The organism is Flavobacterium weaverense (assembly GCF_003688495.1).
In the GTDB taxonomy this organism is placed as follows: Bacteria; Bacteroidota; Bacteroidia; order Flavobacteriales; family Flavobacteriaceae; genus Flavobacterium; species Flavobacterium weaverense.
Genome location: NZ_REFH01000007.1, coordinates 165,880 through 185,964 on the forward strand (window position 1 = coordinate 165,880; position 20,085 = coordinate 185,964).

Annotated in this window: 12 protein-coding genes; all 12 read left to right on the forward strand. The window is 33.8% G+C overall.

Features of this window, described 5'->3' with window-relative positions:
* Positions 1 to 37: 37 nt before the first annotated feature.
* The 12 genes from nrfD (at position 38) to sov (ending at position 19,999) form a co-directional block, all read left to right on the forward strand.
* Positions 38 to 1,441 carry an NrfD/PsrC family molybdoenzyme membrane anchor subunit gene (gene nrfD, locus BC961_RS00755; RefSeq protein ID WP_121923954.1) on the forward strand — a complete coding sequence of 468 codons (1,404 nt, stop codon included), beginning with the start codon at positions 38 to 40 and terminating at the stop codon, positions 1,439 to 1,441.
* On the forward strand, positions 1,434 to 1,958 hold the full coding sequence (locus tag BC961_RS00760) for a DUF3341 domain-containing protein (RefSeq protein WP_121923955.1): 525 nt from the start codon (positions 1,434 to 1,436) through the stop codon (positions 1,956 to 1,958). Before nrfD ends, BC961_RS00760 begins: the two co-directional genes overlap by 8 nt.
* 7 nt (positions 1,959 to 1,965) lie before the next feature.
* A complete protein-coding gene (locus tag BC961_RS00765; protein WP_121923956.1) occupies positions 1,966 to 2,511 on the forward strand; it encodes a c-type cytochrome in 546 nt (181 codons plus the stop codon).
* Positions 2,512 to 2,538: 27 nt separating this feature from the next.
* Positions 2,539 to 4,014 (forward strand): quinol:cytochrome C oxidoreductase, encoded by a 1,476-nt coding sequence (locus BC961_RS00770; RefSeq protein ID WP_121923957.1) that lies wholly within the window; start codon positions 2,539 to 2,541, stop codon positions 4,012 to 4,014.
* 19 nt (positions 4,015 to 4,033) lie between these two features.
* Entirely contained in the window at positions 4,034 to 5,194 is a 1,161-nt protein-coding gene (locus BC961_RS00775) for a cytochrome c oxidase subunit II (RefSeq protein ID WP_121923958.1), read from the forward strand.
* Positions 5,195 to 5,224: 30 nt separating this feature from the next.
* Positions 5,225 to 7,021 carry a cytochrome c oxidase subunit I gene (locus BC961_RS00780; protein WP_121923959.1) on the forward strand — a complete coding sequence of 599 codons (1,797 nt, stop codon included), beginning with the start codon at positions 5,225 to 5,227 and terminating at the stop codon, positions 7,019 to 7,021.
* Between the two features lie 78 nt (positions 7,022 to 7,099).
* Positions 7,100 to 8,122: a Holliday junction branch migration DNA helicase RuvB gene (gene ruvB, locus BC961_RS00785; protein WP_121923960.1), complete on the forward strand. Its 1,023-nt coding sequence runs from the start codon at positions 7,100 to 7,102 to the stop codon at positions 8,120 to 8,122.
* Positions 8,123 to 8,205: 83 nt separating this feature from the next.
* The gene (queG, locus tag BC961_RS00790; protein ID WP_121923961.1) at positions 8,206 to 9,126 is read left to right on the forward strand and encodes a tRNA epoxyqueuosine(34) reductase QueG; all 921 of its coding nucleotides are present in this window, start codon (positions 8,206 to 8,208) and stop codon (positions 9,124 to 9,126) included.
* A 159-nt stretch (positions 9,127 to 9,285) separates the two neighbouring features.
* Entirely contained in the window at positions 9,286 to 9,711 is a 426-nt protein-coding gene (locus tag BC961_RS00795; protein WP_121923962.1) for a CBS domain-containing protein, read from the forward strand.
* Between the two features lie 158 nt (positions 9,712 to 9,869).
* Entirely contained in the window at positions 9,870 to 12,152 is a 2,283-nt protein-coding gene (locus tag BC961_RS00800; protein ID WP_121923963.1) for an NADP-dependent malic enzyme, read from the forward strand.
* 93 nt (positions 12,153 to 12,245) lie between these two features.
* Positions 12,246 to 12,827 carry a Holliday junction branch migration protein RuvA gene (ruvA, locus tag BC961_RS00805; RefSeq protein ID WP_121923964.1) on the forward strand — a complete coding sequence of 194 codons (582 nt, stop codon included), beginning with the start codon at positions 12,246 to 12,248 and terminating at the stop codon, positions 12,825 to 12,827.
* Between the two features lie 26 nt (positions 12,828 to 12,853).
* Positions 12,854 to 19,999 (forward strand): T9SS outer membrane translocon Sov/SprA, encoded by a 7,146-nt coding sequence (gene sov / locus BC961_RS00810; protein WP_121923965.1) that lies wholly within the window; start codon positions 12,854 to 12,856, stop codon positions 19,997 to 19,999.
* Positions 20,000 to 20,085 lie beyond the last annotated feature (86 nt).

The following is a 20,085-nucleotide window of genomic DNA, read 5'->3' on the forward strand; positions in this document are numbered from 1 at the left end:
TACAAAATAAATTAATTAAGAATCAATATAAAGGATTATGTCGTCTCACTACGAAGCAACCATTAGAAAACCCTTAGTTATAGGTGATAAAACTTATCACGATGTAACTGTAGATGTGGCTAGACCTGTTGAAGGTAAAGCAAACAAACATTGGTGGATTGTATTTTCAATCGCATTAATAGCCTTCCTTTGGGGACTTGGCTGTATTATCTACACCGTGTCTACAGGTATTGGTACATGGGGATTAAATAAAACTGTCGGATGGGCATGGGATATTACTAACTTTGTTTGGTGGGTTGGTATTGGTCACGCAGGAACGTTAATTTCTGCAGTACTTTTACTTTTCCGTCAACGTTGGAGAATGGCGATTAACCGTTCTGCTGAAGCAATGACAATTTTCTCTGTAATTCAAGCAGGTTTGTTTCCAATTATACACATGGGTCGTCCATGGTTAGCATACTGGGTTCTTCCTATCCCGAATCAATTTGGTTCGTTATGGGTTAACTTCAACTCTCCATTACTTTGGGATGTATTTGCTATCTCAACGTATCTTTCGGTTTCATTAGTTTTCTGGTGGACTGGTTTACTACCTGATTTTGCAATGCTACGTGATAGAGCAATTACTCCTTTTAACAAAAGAGTTTATTCTATATTGAGTTTCGGATGGAGCGGTAGAGCAAAAGACTGGCAACGTTTTGAAGAAGTATCTTTAGTTCTTGCAGGTTTAGCTACTCCACTTGTACTTTCTGTGCATACTATTGTATCGATGGACTTTGCTACCTCAGTAATACCAGGATGGCATACTACGATTTTCCCTCCTTACTTTGTTGCTGGAGCAGTTTTCTCGGGATTTGCAATGGTGAATACGTTGCTTATTATAATGAGAAAAGTTTCAAATCTTGAAGCTTACATTACGGTTCAACATATTGAGTTGATGAATATTGTTATCATGATTACTGGATCTATAGTAGGTGTAGCTTATATTACTGAACTGTTTGTTGCTTGGTATTCTGGTGTAGAATATGAGCAGTATGCTTTCCTTAACAGAGCAACAGGACCTTACTGGTGGGCATATTGGTCAATGATGACATGTAACGTTTTTTCTCCACAATTTATGTGGTTCAAAAAATTAAGAACAAGTATCATGTTTTCATTTATAATTTCAATTGTTGTTAATATTGGAATGTGGTTCGAAAGATTTGTAATTATCGTAACTTCGTTACATAGAGATTACTTACCATCTTCTTGGACAATGTTTTCACCAACGTTTGTTGATATAGGTACATTTATTGGTACTATTGGTTTCTTCTTTGTATTGTTTTTATTATATTCTAGAACTTTCCCTGTGATTGCACAAGCTGAAGTAAAAACAATTTTGAAAGGAACTGGAGATAATTATAAAAGAGAAAGAGAAGCAAATAAAGATTCACACCATGAGTAATAAAGTAATATACGCCATTTATAATGACGATGATATCTTGATGGATGCGGTTAAACAAACCAGAGCAGCTCATCATCATATTGAAGAAGTTTTTACTCCATTCCCTGTACACGGTTTGGATAAAGCGATGGGACTTGCACCTACAAGATTAGCAATTTGTGCTTTCCTTTATGGTTGTGTGGGATTATCATTTGCAACTTGGATGATGAACTATATTATGATCGAAGACTGGCCGCAAGATATTGGTGGTAAACCAAGTTTTAGCTACATTGAAAATATGCCAGCATTCGTTCCAATTATGTTTGAACTTACTGTATTTTTTGCAGCTCACTTAATGGTAATTACTTTTTACATGAGAAGTAGATTATGGCCATTTAAACAAGCAGAGAATCCAGATGTTAGAACTACAGATGACCATTTTTTAATGGAAGTTGCTGTAAGGGATAATGAAGAAGAATTAATTTCATTTTTTCAAAGTACCGGAGCTGTAGAAGTTAAAGTAATAGATAAGCATTAAATTAGATATGAAAAGCGTATATAAAATAACACTTTTATTTGGTATAACTATTTTAGTTTCATCTTGCCATAATACATCGGCACCAAACTATCAATATTTTCCAAATATGTACGAATCAGTAGGTTATGAAACTTACTCTGAATCGAATGCATTTAAAGATGGTAAAGAGGCTCAGCTTCCAGCAGAAGGATCAATAAACAGAGGTTTTGAACCGTTTGATTATGAAAATTCTACTGCAGGTTACGAGTTAGCTAAAGCTAATTTAAAGTCGCCTCTAGCTGTTGAAGATAGAAATCCAGAAAAAGGAAAAGAGCTTTATGATATTTACTGCATGACTTGTCACGGTTCAGCCGGGAATGGTAAAGGTAAATTAGTAGAGAGAGAGAAATTTTTAGGAGTTCCTAGCTATGCAGATAGAGTTATAACAGAAGGTAGTATTTATCATGTTGTAACTTATGGTTTGAATTCAATGGGTTCACACTCAAATCAATTGAATCCCCAAGAACGTTGGTTAGTTGCTGACTATGTTCTAAAACTAAAAAGCGAATTATAATTGTTGAACAAACTGATCGTAATAGATATGTATACATTTTCAAGTAAATTAAAAACTCTTTCATTCATCTTAATGGCCGTTGGTATATTAGGAATTGGATATGGTTTTTATACTGCACCAAAAGATATTCAAGAAGTTGAAGCGCTTCTTGCATCGGAGAGTCATGGTGGTCATGGTGAAGCAAAACACGAAGTTTCTGCGGAAGCGGGAGCTGCACATGATGCGACTGAGTCTCATAATGTAGCCGCAGCTGATAAAAAAGTAGAGGATTCTAAAGTTGTTATGCCTGTTGAAACAGACACTGCTAAAGTTATGAATGAAACTACAGTTGCGCCTGTTGAAGTGATTTCAAAAATTAATAGAGAAAAACATGTTGTTAATGCTGAAGAAGAGCATGCAGAACATTTAAATCATGTTTTACATCAATTACAAAACAAACCATGGGCTGCTTTTTATGTAGCGTGTATATTCTTTATGCTTGTTTCGCTTGGTGTTTTAGCGTTTTATGCTATTCAACAAGTAGCTCAAGCGGGATGGTCGCCTGTTTTATTTAGAGTAATGCAAGGTATTACGTCATATTTACCTGTAGGATCTGTTATATTCTTTATCATATTATTATTGTCAGGTTTTCATTTTAATCATCTTTTCGTATGGTTAGATCCTGCTGTAGTTGCTGCAGATAAATTGATTGCTAACAAGGCAGGTTATTTAAACTTTCCTTTTTGGATTATTAGAGCTGCAATTTTCTTAATTGGTTGGAATTTATATCAGTATTATTCTAGAAAAAATTGTTTAGCTCAAGATGAAGCTAACGACAATCTTAATTATAAAAAGAACTTTAATATTTCAGCTATATTTCTTGTATTCTTTATTGTAACTGAATCTATTATGTCTTGGGATTGGATTATGTCAATCGACCCACACTGGTTCAGTACATTATTTGGATGGTATGTTTTTTCAAGCTTCTTCGTAAGTGGTATTACAGTTATCGCATTGGTAACTTTATATCTGAAATCGAAAGGTCTTTTGGAACATGTTAATACAAGTCATATTCATGATTTAGCTAAATTTATGTTTGGTTTCAGTATTTTCTGGACTTACTTATGGTTTTCACAGTTTGTTTTAATTTGGTATGCTAATATTCCTGAAGAAGTTACTTACTTCATCACAAGAATAGAAATATATAACCTTCCATTTTTTACAGCTGTAGCGATGAACTTTATTTTTCCTTTATTAATATTGATCAATACAGATTTCAAGAGAATTACGTGGGTTTTAGTTATGGCTGGAGTTGTAATGTTGTTAGGACATTACCTAGATTTCTTCCTTATGATTATGCCTGGAACAGTTGGAGACAGATGGTTTATTGGAGTTTCTGAGATAGCTTCTATCCTTTTCTTCCTTGGATTATTTATATTTGTTGTTTTCACAGCATTAACTAAATCACCATTGTTACCAAAAAGAAATCCTTTCATTGATGAAAGTAAACATTTCCATTATTAATATTTAAAGTAGAAAACAGATGACAAGTTTGTTGGTAATTATAGTTTTAGTTTTATTAGCTGTTGCTCTATGGCAATTGACTAAAATATTCGACCTAACGCAAGTTGGTTCTAATAGAGATACATCAGAAGTAGCGACAGATGATGATAATAACGTTCAAGGTTATATCATGTTCACATTTCTTGCTTTTCTTTATATCTTCACAATATACGGATTGTTTAAATGGGGTCCTTTAGTTTTACATACACCAGCTTCTGAGCATGGCGAAGATGTTGACTTTTTAATGAACATTACATGGGTTCTTATATTCATTGTTCAGGCAATTACACAAGCGCTTTTACATTATTTTGCTTTTAAATACAGAGGTAAAAAAGATCAAAAAGCACTTTACTTTGCTGACAACAATAAGTTAGAGGCATTATGGAGCGTTATCCCTGCGGTTGTATTAGCTGGTTTGATTTTGTACGGTTTATATGCATGGACAAATATTATGTTTGTTGATGAAGATGAGGATACAATTGTTATTGAGCTTTATGCGCAGCAGTTTAACTGGAAAGCTAGATATTCAGGTGAAGATAATGTACTAGGTAAAGCTAACGTAAGATTAATTGAAGGTGTAAATAGTCTAGGTGTTGATATGGCCGATCCATATTCTCAAGATGATATCGTTGTTACTGAACTGCACATTCCGATAGGAAAGAAAGTTCATTTCAAAATGAGATCTCAAGATGTTTTGCACTCTGCTTATTTTCCTCACTTTAGAGCACAAATGAATGTTGTTCCTGGTATGGTTACTGAGTTTGCTTTTACTCCAGTATTTACTACTGCTGAGTATAGAGAGTTGCCTTATATGATTGAAAAGGTAGCACACATTAATGATTTAAGAGCGAAGAAAAGTGTTGAATTAGTTGCTAAAGGCGAAACAGCTTTAGATCCTTACGCTTTTGATTACTTACTACTTTGTAATAAAATATGTGGTGCATCTCACTACAATATGCAAATGAAAGTAATTGTTGACACTCCTGAAGATTATAAAAAGTGGATCAATGAGCAAGCACTTCTTGTAACTCAAGTTAAAGAAGCTAACGCTACTCCAGTTCCAGCAATTGACGGAGCTACTAAAATGGATTCGACAAAAGGCGCAGATACTGCGGTTGTTGTTAAAATGGCAATGAAATAATATTATTAAGAAAATTTAAAGTATACATATATGTCAGCAGAAGGTCACGATCACGCATTGGATCACGAACACGAACATCATCATAAAGAAACTTTTATTACTAAATACATATTTAGTATAGATCATAAAATGATTTCCAAGCAATACTTAATTACAGGTATTATAATGGGAGTTATCGGGGTGCTAATGTCATTGCTTTTTAGAATGCAATTAGCATGGCCTGAGGAATCTTTTAAAATATTCAATATTTTATTAGGTGATAAATTTGCTCCTAATGGGGTTATGGCTAATGATATTTATTTAGCATTAGTTACCATACACGGTACCATAATGGTCTTCTTTGTTTTGACTGCCGGTCTTAGTGGAACATTTAGTAACTTATTGATTCCACTTCAAATTGGTGCACGAGATATGGCATCAGGGTTTATGAATATGGTTTCTTATTGGTTATTTTTCATATCAGCTGTTGTAATGCTTAGTTCATTATTTGTTGAAGCTGGTCCTGCATCATCAGGTTGGACAATTTATCCTCCTTTAAGTGCGTTGCCACAGGCAATCCCTGGTTCAGGAATGGGTATGACTCTTTGGTTAATATCAATGGCTATATTTATTGCTTCTTCTTTATTAGGATCTTTAAATTATATCGTAACAGTTATCAACCTTAGAACAAAAGGAATGTCGATGACTAGGTTACCATTAACAATCTGGACATTTTTTGTAACTGCAATTATTGGAGTTGTGTCGTTTCCAGTTCTTTTATCTGCTGCGTTATTATTAATTTTTGATAGAAGTTTTGGAACATCATTCTTCTTATCTGATATTTATATAGCTGGAGAAGTTTTACATTATCAAGGAGGTTCTCCTGTATTGTTTGAGCACTTGTTCTGGTTCTTAGGTCACCCTGAGGTGTATATCGTTATTTTACCAGCAATGGGAATTGTATCTGAAGTTATGGCTACGAGTTCTCGTAAACCAATCTTTGGTTATAGAGCGATGATCATGTCTGTTTTAGCAATTGCATTCTTATCAACGATCGTTTGGGGTCACCATATGTTCGTTTCAGGAATGAATCCATTTCTAGGATCTGTCTTTACGTTTACCACTTTATTGATTGCGATACCATCTGCTGTAAAAGCTTTTAACTGGATCACGACTTTATGGAAAGGTAATTTGCAATTGAATCCAGCTATGTTGTTTTCGATTGGTATGGTTTCGACATTTATAACTGGTGGACTAACAGGAATTATTCTTGGAGATAGTACTCTGGATATTAATGTTCACGATACTTATTTTGTGGTTGCTCACTTTCACTTAGTAATGGGTATCTCTGCATTATACGGAATGTTTGCTGGTGTTTACCACTGGTTCCCAAGAATGTATGGTAGAATGATGAACAAAAATTTAGGTTATATTCACTTTTGGGTAACTGCAGTTTGTGCTTACGGGGTATTTTTCCCAATGCACTTTATTGGATTAGCGGGTCTTCCAAGACGTTATTACACAAATACTAGTTTCCCTTTGTTTGATGATCTTCAAAATGTGAATGTTCTTATTACTACTTTTGCTTTAATTGGTGGAGTTTTCCAACTTGTTTTCTTATACAATTTCTTTGCTAGTATTTTTTACGGTAAAAAATCAGTACAGAATCCATGGAAATCTACAACTCTTGAATGGACTGCTCCAGTAGAACACATACATGGAAACTGGCCAGGTGCTCTTCCAGAAGTTCACAGATGGCCATATGATTATAGTAACCCTAATCATGACGTAGATTTTGTACCTCAAAATGTACCAATGAAACCAGGTGAAGAAGAATTACATCACTAGATTTTAAATATATTAAAAATGCCTTTCTATTCTGAAAGGCATTTTTTTTTACTTGTAACTTTATTCTATCTTTGTTCTATGAATGAAAATTTAGATCCTACTACAAACGGTTATAATTCAGAGGAGCTTGATCTCGAAAAGAAATTAAGACCTCTTTCTTTTGATGACTTTGCTGGACAAGATCAGGTACTTGAAAACTTGAAAATATTTGTTCAAGCAGCGAACCAAAGAAATGAGGCGTTAGATCACACTTTGTTTCATGGTCCTCCAGGACTAGGGAAAACTACGCTTGCTAATATTTTAGCTAATGAGTTACAAGTAGGTATCAAGATTACTTCAGGTCCTGTTTTAGATAAGCCGGGAGATTTGGCTGGTCTTTTAACCAACTTGGAAGAGAGAGATGTGCTTTTTATTGATGAAATTCATCGTTTAAGTCCCATAGTGGAAGAATATTTATATTCAGCTATGGAAGACTTTAAAATAGATATTATGATAGAATCTGGTCCGAACGCTCGTACGGTACAGATAAATTTAAACCCTTTCACATTAATTGGTGCTACTACTAGATCTGGGTTGCTGACTGCTCCAATGAGAGCTCGTTTTGGAATCGCATCACGTTTGCAATATTATACAACTGAGTTGTTGACAACAATTGTAGAAAGAAGTGCGACGATTTTTAAAATGCCAATATCTATGGAAGCAGCTATCGAAATTGCAGGTAGGAGTCGTGGTACGCCACGTATTGCCAATGCTTTGTTACGTCGTGTTAGAGATTTTGCACAAATAAAAGGCAACGGAACTATCGATATTGAAATTGCACGTTATGCATTGAAAGCACTAAATGTAGATGCTCATGGTTTAGATGAAATGGATAATAAAATACTAAATACTATCATTGATAAATTCAAAGGTGGTCCAGTAGGATTATCCACTTTGGCGACAGCCGTATCAGAAAGTAGCGAAACAATTGAAGAAGTTTACGAACCGTTTTTAATTCAGGAGGGTTTTATTATGAGAACTCCAAGAGGTCGTGAAGTTACTGATAAAGCGTATAAGCACTTAGGTAAACTAAATACTAATATTCAGGCTGGTCTATTCTAAAGTTTTCTACATACTATAGTTTTATTTATTCTACCCTACAAATTAAACTATTTATTGCAATAATATTTTAATCTAAATTTGATATTAGTACAAAAACAACATATACAAAATTCATTAAATCCGAGGCCATACGTCTTGGATTTTTGTCTTGTGGAATATCGAAAGCTGGTTTTCTAGAGGAAGAAGCACCTCGTTTAGAAAACTGGTTAAATCAAAATCGTAATGGTCAGATGTCCTATATGGAAAATCATTTTGACATACGTTTAAATCCAACCTTGCTTGTTGAAAGTTCAAAGAGCGTTATTTCGCTTTTACTAAACTATTACCCCGAGGATTTGCAAAATTCTGATAGTTTTAAAATTTCTAAATATGCTTATGGTGAAGATTATCATTTTATAATTAAAGATAAGTTAAAAGAATTTTTGCACTCTATTCAATTCGAAATAGGAGAAGTTGGCGGACGTGCATTTGTTGATTCAGCTCCAGTTTTAGATAGAGCTTGGGCTGCAAAAAGTGGATTAGGATGGATAGGAAAGAATAGTAATTTAATTACACAAAAGGTTGGCTCTTTTTACTTTATCGCAGAGCTAATAATTGATCTTGATTTAGACTATGACCATGCCGTTACAGATCACTGTGGGAGTTGCACCGCTTGCATCGATTCCTGTCCTACGGAAGCTATAGTTTCTCCTTATATCGTAGATGGTAGTAAATGTATTTCGTATTTTACGATAGAGTTGAAGGAAAGCATTCCAGCTGCAATGAAAGGTAAGTTTGATGATTGGGCTTTTGGCTGCGATGTTTGTCAAGATGTATGTCCGTGGAACAAGTTTTCAAAACCACATAGTGAGCCATTACTTACTCCTCATCCAGACTTACTTTCGATGACTAAAAGGGATTGGATCGAAATTACTGAGGAAACCTTTAGAGCTGTTTTTAAAAAATCCCCTATAAAAAGAGCGAAATATCTAGGTTTAAAAAGAAATATTGATTTCTTAAAGTAGATTGTTTTTGCTTCTAAAAAATTTGATTATAGTCATGTTTAATATTCCGCTAAGACAAACAGATTACAATAAAATGAAATGATTTTTTTGTTATTTATTTATTTTAGTTGCTTTATGTTATATTTTTTTTAACTTTATGACTCACTAAATGAATGAGTTATGACGGTAAATCAAATTTTAAGCACTAAAGGAAAGGAAGTGTATTCCATTCTTTCAACAAACACTGTTTACGAAGCGCTGACAGTTATGAGTGAAAAGAACATTGGTGCAATTCTAATAATAGAAAACACGATTTTAAAAGGTGTTCTTTCTGAAAGAGATTACGCTAGAAAAATTGTTTTAAAGTCTAAGTCTTCTAAGAAAGCGTTTGTTCACGAAATTATGGAGACTGATGTTGTAACAGTAACTCCTTCAGATAATTTAGAATTTTGTATGGAATTAATGAGCAAAAGGAGAGTGAGACATTTGCCAGTTTTAGAAAACAATATTGTTATTGGAATTATTTCGATAAGTGATGTTGTAAAAGCAATAATGGAAATGCAAAAAGATACGATAGAGCACTTAAACTCATACATTACTCAATAAAATCCTTAAAGCGTAATATTTATAATAGCCACAGATATTGTGGCTATTCTTGTTTGTTTCTATTGATAGTACGGTGATTTTTAGAAAAGATTAAGATAAATGACAACTTTTTAAACCAAGTCCTCTATCTTTGTCGGCTAGAATAAAATCTAATATCAATGGAAAAGAATAGTAAAAGAAGAGAAGCGTTATTGTACCATGCGAAACCAACTCCTGGTAAAATTCAAGTAGTTCCTACTAAAAAATATGCAACACAAAGAGATTTATCTCTAGCTTATTCACCGGGTGTCGCGGAGCCTTGTTTAGAAATTGTAAAGGATGTAAATAACGTTTATAAATATACTGCAAAAGGAAATTTAGTTGCAGTAATCACAAATGGAACAGCAGTTTTAGGTCTTGGCGATATTGGTCCAGAGGCTTCAAAACCAGTAATGGAAGGAAAAGGCTTGTTGTTTAAAATATTTGCTGATATTGATGTTTTTGACATCGAAATTGGAACAAAGGATATCGAAGAATTCATTCAAACTGTAAAAAATATTGCTCCTACTTTTGGTGGAATTAACCTTGAGGATATTAAAGCTCCAGAATCTTTTGAAATCGAAAGAAGATTAGTTGAAGAATTGAACATACCGGTTATGCATGATGATCAGCACGGTACAGCAATTATCTCTTCAGCAGCATTATTAAACGCACTAGAATTAGCTGATAAAAAAGCAGAAGATGTAAAATTAGTTGTTTCAGGAGCTGGGTCAGCGGCGATAGCATGTGCTGATCTATATCTTTTATTAGGTGTGAAAATTGAAAATATTTTTATGTTTAATAGTAAAGGACTGTTGACAAAAGATAATCCTAAATTATCTAATTTGCAGTTGAAGTATGCTAAAGACATTCCACAAATGAATTTAGAGGAAGCATTGGTTGGTGCTGATGTTTTCTTAGGTTTGTCTACTGGAGATATTATGTCTGCTCAAATGCTGCTCGGCATGGCTGAAAACCCTATCGTTTTTGCGATGGCAAATCCTGATCCAGAAATTGATTACAATCTTGCAATTGCAACGCGTAGTGATGTAATTATGGCAACCGGTCGTTCTGATTATCCTAATCAAGTTAATAATGTTCTTGGATTTCCATATATTTTTAGAGGTGCTCTTGACGTTAGAGCTACGACAATTAACGAAGCTATGAAGATGGCAGCCGTTAGATCGTTGGCTTTACTAACTAAAGAGTCAGTTCCAGAACAAGTAAATGTTGCTTATGGCGCTACAAAATTAAACTTTGGAAGAGAATATATCATTCCAAAACCTTTTGACCCACGCTTAATTACTGTTGTTGCTCCGGCTGTTGCCAAAGCAGCGATGGATTCTGGTGTAGCTCAAAATCCAATTACAGATTGGAATAAATACGAAGAAGAGCTTTTAGACCGCTTAGGTAATGACAATAAAATGTTGCGTTTAATGACTAACAGAGCTAAAACAGATCCTAAAAAAATCGTTTTTGCTGAGGCAGATCATTTAGATGTCCTTAAAGCAGCTCAAATTGTGTGGGAAGATGGAATTGGTTTTCCAATATTACTTGGTAACAAACAAATAATTTTAGAATTAAAAGAGGAAATTGGCTTTAATGCTGATGTTCAAATTATAGATCCGAAAACAGACGAAGAAGAAGCACGTAGAAATAAATTTGCAACAACGTATTGGACTGCAAGAAAAAGACGTGGCATTTCATTTTTTGATGCCCAAAAATTAATGCGTGAAAGAAACTATTTTGCCGCAATGATGGTGAATGAAGGTGAAGCTGACGCTTTGGTTACTGGACATTCTAGAAGTTATCCTGCAGTGGTAAAACCAATGCTTCAACTTATAGAAAAAGCACCTGGAGCTTCGATTGTAGCGACTACTAATATGATGATGACTTCACGTGGTCCAATGTTTTTATCAGATACTGCAATAAATATCAATCCATCATCTGATGATCTTGCTAAAATTGCAATTATGACTGCAAAAACCGCAAGGATGTTTGGTGTAGAACCAGTTATTGCAATGATATCGTTTTCTAATTTTGGTTCTTCAACAAGTGAAAGTGCGACTAAAGTTAGAGAGGCAGTTGCTTATTTACATAAAAATCATCCAGATATAATTATCGACGGAGAAATTCAAGTTGATTTTGCATTAAACTCAGAGTTGATAAAAGATAAATTTCCGTTTTCAAAATTAGCTGGTAAAAAAGTTAATACATTGATTTTTCCAAATCTAGATTCTGCTAATATTACTTACAAGCTTTTAAAAGAGTTAAATAAAGTGGAGTCTGTAGGTCCAATTATTTTGGGATTAGATAAACCAGTTCACATTTTTCAACTAGGTGCGAGCGTAGAAGAGATGGTAAATATGGCTACTATCGCAGTTATTGATGCGCAAGAAAAACAGAGTAAAAAAGTAAAATAGTCTACTGTTACGTAACAAAGAAGTAAAGTTAAAGTTGTAAAATTAAGTTAATCGTATGTTAAATTTGTTATATTTGAACATATTTTACTACTCATGATAGCACATTTACAAGGCAAGTTAGTTGAGAAATCACCTACGCAAATAATTATTGATTGTGGAGGCGTTGGTTACCATGTTAATATCTCATTACATACTTATTCTTTGTTACCCAATACAGATTTCATAAAAGTGTATACGCATCTTCAAATTAAAGAGGATGCGCATACACTTTTTGGTTTTATGGAAAAGTCAGAAAGAGAAATTTTTAGACTTTTATTGTCCGTTTCAGGAATAGGTGCAAGTATAGCGCGTACAATGCTTTCCTCATTAGATCCGAAGCAAATTACTAATGCTATTGCATCTGCTGATGTTCTTACAATTCAATCTATAAAAGGCATTGGAAGCAAGACTGCTCAACGAGTGATATTAGATCTAAAAGAGAAGGTCTTGAAATTATATGATTTAGATGAAGTTTCTATGCCACAAAGCAATAGAAATCGAGATGAAGCGTTATCAGCTTTGGAAGTTTTAGGTTTTGTACGAAAAACTTCAGAAAAAATAATAGAAAAAATTGTTAAAGAAGATCCCGATGCTTCTGTGGAGACAATAATAAAAAAAGCATTAAAAAGCCTATAAAAAGTTATTTAAGAAACAAGAGTTATATGCATAAAATTTGTACTTTTTTACTTGTTTTATCTTGTGGTTTTGCAGCACGCGCACAAGTAAAAGAGGTTACTCAGGATACTGTTCAAACTGGTTTTTCTGTCGGAAAACTGCAGCTAAAAAATCCGCAAAGCATTCTCTCTGCGTACACTTATGATCCGGTAACAGATCGCTACATCTATACTAATTCAGTTGACGGTTTTTCTATAAATTACCCTATAATTTTGACCCCAAAAGAATATGAGAGCTTAGTCTTAAAAGAGTCTATGCGCGATTATTTTAAGAAAAAAGTTGATGCAGTTGATGGAAAGAAAGAGGGAAGTGAGCTTGACAAAAGAGATTTACTACCTCGTTATTATGTTAAATCGGGTCTTTTTGAATCTATATTTGGAAGTAATACAATAGACGTTAGACCTACTGGATCTGTAGAAATGGATTTAGGAATGCGTTACACGAAGCAAGATAATCCGTCATTTTCGCCTCGAAATCGATCTAATACTTCTTTTGATTTTGATCAAAGAATAAGTATGAGTTTAATGGGGAAGGTGGGTACACGATTAAATGTAAACGCCAATTATGATACTCAATCTACATTCGCATTTCAGAATTTAATTAAATTAGAATATTCTCCTTCTGAGGATGATATTATTCAAAAAATTGAAGTTGGAAATGTAAGTTTACCATTAAACAGTTCATTAATAAGAGGAGCGCAAAGTTTATTTGGAGTTAAAACAAAATTACAATTTGGCAAAACCACTATCACAGGTGTTTTTTCTGAACAAAAATCACAAACTAAAAGTTTAGTTGCTGAAGGCGGTGGAACAATTGAGAATTTTGAAATGTTTGCATTAGATTACGATTCAGATCGTCACTTTTTCTTATCTCAATATTTTAGAAATAGATACGATAAATCATTGGCAAATTATCCGTTTATTGATAGTAGAGTTCAGATTTCGCGAATTGAAATTTGGGTAACCAACAAGCAGAATAGAATTACTACAACAAATAATAATCTAAGAAATATTATTGCATTACAAGATTTAGGTGAAGCGCAGCTTTCTGGTTTAGCAGATAATGAGGTTGTTGTTTTAGATCCTGCTGCAGGAATCTTTAATAAGCCATTTGATTCTCCTACCGATAACACTAATAACGATTACGATCCCGCTCAAATAACTGTAGGAACTGGTTTATTAAATCCTAATATTCGCGAAATTGTAACTGCTAATTCAGGATTTAACGCTACTGTGAGTGAGGGTCAAGATTATTCCAAATTAGAAAACGCAAGAAAGCTAAATCCGAATGAATATACTTTTAATCCGCAGTTAGGTTATATTTCGTTGCAGCAACGTCTAGCTAATGATGAAGTGTTAGCGGTTGCCTATCAATATACGATAGGAGATAAGGTGTATCAGGTTGGAGAATTTGGTAACGACGGCGTAGATGCTACGATTGTCACAGGAAATACTCCAGCAACCACTGCGATTATTTCTCAAAGTTTAGTTTTGAAAATGCTGAAAAGTAACTTGACAAATGTTAAAAATCCAGTTTGGAATTTGATGATGAAAAACATCTACCAGATTCAAGGAGGTTATCAATTGAAGCAAGAAGATTTTAGATTTAATATCCTTTACACAGATCCTTCGCCATTAAATTATATTAGTGAAGTTCCTGGAAGTCCTTTTCCAGCAAATCCATCTAAAGAAAATGAAATTGCAGAAACTCCTTTACTGAAAGTATTCAACTTAGATAAATTAAATTATAATAACGATCCGCAAGCTGGTGGTGATGGGTTTTTTGATTTTATGCCAGGTTTAACTATCGACGCGCAAAATGGAAGAATAATCTTTACAACTAAAGAACCATTTGGTGAATTGCTGTTTTCCAAATTAGCAAACAACGGCGCTGGAGAAACGTATAGCAATCCGTCTTCATACAATGCAAATCAAAAGAAATATGTGTTTCGCAATATGTACAGAAATACACAATCTGGCGCGCTACAAGACAGTGATAAAAATAAGTTTTTATTAAGAGGAAAATATAAATCTAGCGGAGGCGACGGTATACCAATTGGTGCATTTAATGTTCCACAAGGTTCAGTGGTTGTAACTGCAGCTGGAAGAGTTTTAGTCGAAGGAATAGATTATAGTGTGAATTATCAATTAGGTCGCGTTCAAATTTTAGACCCATCTTTACAAGCTTCAAATACACCTATAGAAGTTTCTCTTGAAAACAATTCCGTTTTTGGTCAACAGACTAGAAGGTTCATGGGTTTAAATGTAGAGCATAAAATCTCAGATAATTTTGTAGTAGGTGGTACATTTTTAAAAATGTCTGAAAAGCCATTTACACAAAAATCAAGCTTTGGACAAGAGTCTGTAAATAACACCATATTTGGTTTTAATACTAACTTTTCTACAGAAGTTCCTTTCTTAACTCGTTTAGTGAACAAATTGCCAAATATAGATACTGATGTGCCTTCAAATCTTTCGATAAGAGGAGAAATTGCATTTTTAAAACCTGATTCTCCAAAAGCCGATCAGTTTCAAGGTGAATCTACTATTTACGTAGATGATTTTGAAGGTTCTCAATCTACTATTGATATGCGTTCTGCTTACTCATGGAGTTTAGCATCGACGCCTGCACGTAATTCGAGAAGCACTTATGATTTTAACGCTAGCGCCAATGACTTGAGTTACGGATTTAAAAGAGCGAAATTAGCTTGGTACACTATCGATCCAGTTTTTTATACACAAAAGCCATCGGGTATTTCTAATGAAGATCTTTCTTTGAATTCGACTAGAAGGATTTTTAGTAGAGAATTATATCCACTTACTGATATTGCACAAGGTCAAACTCAAGTTGTAAATACACTTGATTTGAGTTATTATCCATCTGAAAGAGGTCCATACAATAACAATGCAAATGTTGCTGCAGATCCAATTTCTAATTATGGTGGAATAATGAGAGCTATTAATTCAACAAATTTCGAACAAGGAAATGTTGAATATATTCAGTTTTGGGTATTAGATCCTTATGTAGGAAATGGCCAATCAAATCAAACCAATACTGGAAAAATCTACTTCAATTTAGGAGAAGTTTCAGAAGATGTTTTAAAGGATGGAAGAAAGCAATACGAAAATGGACTTGGACCTGACCAAATACTAACCAACCCAAGACCACTTTGGGGAGATGTCCCAGCTTCTCAATCATTAATTTATGCTTTCGATACAAATGCCGATAACAGAAAAAATCAAGATGTAGGTTTAGATGGTTTGTCAAATGCTAATGAAGGGTCAGTCTATACTAATTTTGCTACAGAACTAGATCCAGCAGCTGATGATTATACTTATTATTTAAATACTACAGGTGGAATTGTAGATCGTTATAAAAACTATAATGGTACAGAAGGAAACTCGGCAGTTAATATTAATGATCCTAATAGAGGATCGACTACACTTCCTGATGTAGAAGATATCAATAGAGATAATACAATGAATACCATCAATGCTTATTATGAATATAGTATTGATGTAAGACCAGGAATGAATGTAGGTCAAAATTATATTACTGATGTTAGAAATACTCAAGTAACCTTGCCAGATGGTTCTAGCACTGAGGCTAGATGGTTGCAATTTAAAATTCCAGTTTCACAGCCAGAAAATACAATTGGAAATATTTCTGACTTTAGATCCATTCGTTTTATGAGAATGTTTATGACTGGTTTTAGCTCAGAGGTGACGGTTCGTTTTGGAGCATTAGATTTAGTGCGAGGTGAATGGAGAAGATACACAAATACACTTGATTTTAATGATACAAATTTTGCAGATGACAAAACTGTTTTAGACGTTTTAGCTGTAAGTATTCAGGAGAATAATGAGAGATGTCCTGTAAATTATGTTTCTCCACCGGGAGTTGAAAGAGAACAATTGTATAATAACAATACAATTATCAATCAAAACGAACAAGCATTGTCTTTAAGAGTTTCAGGAGATGGTTTAGAACCTCAAGATTCAAGAGCGGTTTTTAAAAATGTAAGTATTGATATGCGTCAGTTCAAGAAATTGAAAATGTTTTTACACGCTGAATCATTGCCAGGTGAGATTGCTCTTCAAGACGATCAAATGGTAGGTTTTATACGTTTTGGAAATGACTTTACGCAAAATTTCTATCAAATAGAAATTCCGCTAAAAGTGACGCTTCCATCAGGAACATCTACTTCAGACTGTAGTTCTTTAAGTTCAGAATCTGTTTGGCCAGAAGAAAATGAGATTGATTTATCATTAGCATTATTGACCAAATTGAAAATACTAGCAATGAGTATTGATCCAACTACTTTGCCAACGGACGGAATTTACTATCCCGATTCAGATCCTAACAAACCTGAAGGTGACGGAACAAATAGACTGCGATTAGGTATAAAAGGAAATCCAAACTTTGGTTTAGTGCGTACTCTTATGGTTGGTGTTAAAAACAGCGATCTTCGTAATGATATTAAAGGAGAAGTTTGGTTCAATGAGCTTCGTTTAGCTGATATGGATAACCAAGGTGGTATGGCTGCAGTTGTAAACGTTGATTCAAACTTAGCTGACTTTGCTACTGTATCTGCATCTGGTAGAAAAAGCACTATAGGTTTTGGAGCTTTGGAACAAGGACCAAATGAACGTAGTAGAGAAGATACGAAGCAGTACAATATCGTTACAAATATGAATCTTGGAAAGTTACTTCCTCAAAAATGGGGAGTAAATTTGCCTTTCAATTATGCTATTGGAGAAGAGACTATTACTCCTGAGTATGATCCTTTCAATCAAGATATAAAATTAAAACAGTTACTTGAAAACACAACAGACCAGAATAAAAGAGATAATATAACAAGTCGCGCAGTTGATTACACAAAAAGGAAAAGTATAAATTTTATTGGTGTTAGAAAAGAGCGTCAGCCAGAGCAAAAACAGCATGTTTACGATGCTGAAAACTTTACTTTTTCGCAATCTTTTAACCAGGTTGAAAGACATGATTTTGAAATTGAAGAGTATGTGGATCAACAAGCAAATTCATCTGTTGACTACGGCTATACTTTTCAATCGAAACCAGTTGAGCCTTTCAAAAAGATGGAGTTTATGAAAAAAAGTAATTACTGGAAGTTATTAAGTGATTTCAATTTTAATTACTTGCCTTCAAATATTACATTCAATACTAATATTAATAGACAATACAATCGTCAACAATTTAGACAAGTTGAAGTAGAAGGAATAGGTCTTGATCCTTTATATCGTAGAAATTTTGCCTTTAATTATCAGTATGGTTTTAATTATAACTTGACTAAGTCTTTGAAGTTAAATTATACAGCATCATCAAGTAATATCGTTAAGAATTATTTAAACGAGGATAATGAACCTATTGATGCCTTTACAATTTGGGATAGCTATTGGGACATTGGAGACCCTAATCAGCACATGCAGCAGCTTGTTATTAATTATGAGATTCCAATTAACAAAATACCATTATTTAGTTTTGTAAAAGCAAATTATTCGTACACGGGTGATTATAGTTGGCAGCGAACTTCAAATGCACTTTCTCAAATACAAATTGATGGAGCAGATTATAACTTAGGAAATGTTATTCAAAATGCAAATTCTAATAATTTGAACGCCACGTTCAATATGGAAATGTTATACAAATACTTAGGTATTTCAAAGAACAGTGCTAAAAGTTTGCCGAAAGCTAAGATAATTGCTCCAAAACCAGGAGAGAAAATTGTCAGTGCTAATGTTAATCAAGTACAAAAGAACAATCCTTTTGTAGATGGATTGCTAGGAATATTGACAAGCGTGAAGAATGTACAAATGAACTATACGTATAACAGTGGTACAATTTTACCAGGTTACACACCAGGAATTGGATTTTTAGGATCTTCAAGACCATCATTAGGATTTATTTTTGGAAGCCAAGATGACATTCGATATGAAGCCGCAAAAAATGGATGGTTAACAGATTATCCTGATTTCAATCAGAACTTTACACAGGTAACTAATAAATTATTTAAAGCTACTGCGAGTATCGATTTGTTACCTGATTTAAAAATTGATCTGACACTAGATAGAGCTTTTTCTGAAAACTCTTCAGAGCAGTATGATGTAACTAATGGAGTTTATAATCCTAGATCTCCATACAGCGCAGGTATATTTTCTATATCAGCTGTTCTAATTAAGACTTCATTTGCTGCAAGTGATGAGAATGGTTCTGCTGCATTTGACGATTTTAGATCAAACCGACTTACAATAGCAAATCGTTTAGCATCAGATAGAGGAATTGATATTAATAATCCAATAAATAGGGATGCTGAAGGTTTTCCTTTAGGCTATGGTAAGAATAATCAAGCAGTATTATTGCCAGCATTTTTAGCAGCGTATTCTGGTGGTAACGCAGCTGATGTTTCACTTGGAATCTTTAGAAGCTTTCCTATCCCCAACTGGGCAGTTAAATACAATGGATTAATGAAATTCGGACTTTTCAAAGAAAATTTCAAGCGCTTCTCTTTACAACATAACTATAGAGCATCGTACACTATAAATGCATTCAGATCAAATTTCGAGTTTGACAATACGCCAAATGGGGTAGATGCAAGTGGTAATTTCTTTAATCAAACGATCATGTCTAATATTAATTTAGTCGAGCAGTTTAGTCCACTTATTCGTATGGATTTTGAATTGAAAAGTTCTTTAAAAGTACTGACAGAGATTAAGAAAGATAGGGCGTTATCAATGAGTTTTGATAATAATTTATTAACTGAAGTAAAAGGAGTTGAATATATAGTAGGTTTAGGATATCGATTTAAAGATGTGATTTTCTCATCGCGACTAGCAGACAGCCCAACAGGAATAATAAAAAGTGATATTAATATTGCAGCAGACATTGCTTATCGAAATAATCAGACTATTGTTCGTTATTTAGATTACAACAATAATCAATTAGCGGGAGGACAAAATTTATGGTCTTTGAAGGTAAAAGCAGATTACGCATTTAGTAAAAATTTGACAGCAATTTTCTACTATGATCATTCTTTTTCGAAAGCAGTAATATCAACTTCTTTCCCTTTAACAAATGTTCGTTCTGGATTTACACTTCGTTATAATTTCGGGAATTAATTTTTTAGATTCTGAACTATATATGTACAGAAGATTGTTACATTTGTAACAGAAAACATATAGTATCAATTAATAATTATCAATTA